Consider the following 502-nt stretch of genomic DNA (forward strand, 5'->3'; position numbering starts at 1 on the left):
TTGGCCTTTTTGCTGTTGCTTTGGTTTTTCTTGATAAGGTGGCTGCGCGTCGTGGGGTTACAAGATGGCGGTTTTGGGGGCTATGGGTGGTCTTGTATGGCTTGGTGAGCGTCTATCTTGGTTTTATTTCTGTGGGTGCGGGGCGTTTGGCTTGGAGCCAGGAGCTGTTGTTGAAAGGGGCGGTGTTTTCTTTTCTTTTTGGTGCTGTCCTTGGTTTGGGGCATTGGGGTGTCACGAGGCTGCCGGTTGCTGGGCAAGGGTTCGTGAAGGCGAGCCTATTTTGTTGCATGATGGCTGTTTTCCTTATGCTTTTTGCTGTGGGTGTCAGGGATATGGATAGCGTCAGGGGAATGTTCTTGAAGGTGCTGGTTTTTACTGTCTTGTTGAAGGGGCTTTTGGGGGTCTTTATACGCGAACAGAGCGATACTCTGTTGCAGAGGGTGTTGCGTGTTTTGAATTTTCTGCTGTTTTGTTGCATTTTGGCACTTATTTTTAGTTTTGC

General features: G+C 48.8%; 1 protein-coding gene. It reads left to right on the plus strand.

Annotated features, from left to right (window positions below; translation table 11 throughout):
* A partial coding sequence (locus ACFINC_RS11970; RefSeq protein WP_375617332.1) for a hypothetical protein occupies window positions 1-502 on the plus strand: 502 nt, incomplete at both ends.

This window comes from Bartonella sp. AP58NXGY, assembly GCF_042195785.1.
Lineage (GTDB): Bacteria > Pseudomonadota > Alphaproteobacteria > Rhizobiales > Rhizobiaceae > Bartonella.